The following is a 675-nucleotide window of genomic DNA, read 5'->3' as shown; positions in this document are numbered from 1 at the left end:
TTTGAAGGAAAAACCTACGGTGGTGGGGCTGTTCTAGCCGGTGGCTATAAGCAATTCTTTGCTACCTTAGATGCTAATTATACGCGCACTAACCTTGATATTTTAGATGGTGATATCAGTGCATTAGTTATCACTCCGCGCATCGGTTACGAGTTTACTTTTCAGCCCTTATTATCAGGTCAAGGCAATACCAAAGTACAAATATGGGTAGGTGCAATGTATCAGGATACCACTCAATGCTTTAAAGGTAATATTAATAACCTGAATTTACCTGAGGAATTCGCCGGATTAATCAAATTGCTTGATGATCCTAATATGAAATTTGATGTTAAACAACATTTAGCACACAAATGGAACAGCACGATAGGCGCTAGAATAGAAATTACTCGTAACTTTAATATCTTATCTGAAGTGGGATTTAATAATCGCAATAACTTCTATATCTCGGGTGAATTACGTTTTTAAATAAAATAGCATTATCCATTAAGTTGATTACTTTATGTACTTCTGGCCTATATCATCAATTTTAAAAAAAGATAGTTCAGCTAAACGGTACGTATTACAGTATGGGAAAGGCTGGAGGTAGAATTTGAATTTTTTTATTAAGATCTTCAGTCTTTGCCTTTTCTTAATTAGCTGCAAAGAAAATACAGCAACTTCAATAACCATTGAACC

General features: G+C 34.8%; 1 protein-coding gene and 1 pseudogene. One reads left to right on the top strand and one right to left on the bottom strand.

The genetic code is table 11. The features are described from left to right. A pseudogene (locus tag CBG25_RS13300) lies at positions 1 to 465 on the top strand (hypothetical protein); the annotation flags it as partial. Positions 466 to 492: 27 nt separating this feature from the next. On the opposite strand, the gene CBG25_RS13295 reads toward CBG25_RS13300, so the two are convergent. Next, a partial coding sequence (locus CBG25_RS13295; RefSeq protein WP_290607209.1) for a hypothetical protein occupies positions 493 to 675 on the bottom strand: 183 nt, incomplete at its 5' end.

The sequence above is a fragment of the Arsenophonus sp. ENCA genome, from assembly GCF_002287155.1.
In the GTDB taxonomy this organism is placed as follows: Bacteria; Pseudomonadota; Gammaproteobacteria; order Enterobacterales; family Enterobacteriaceae; genus Arsenophonus; species Arsenophonus nilaparvatae.
This window is presented reverse-complemented; position numbering and strand designations above follow the sequence as displayed.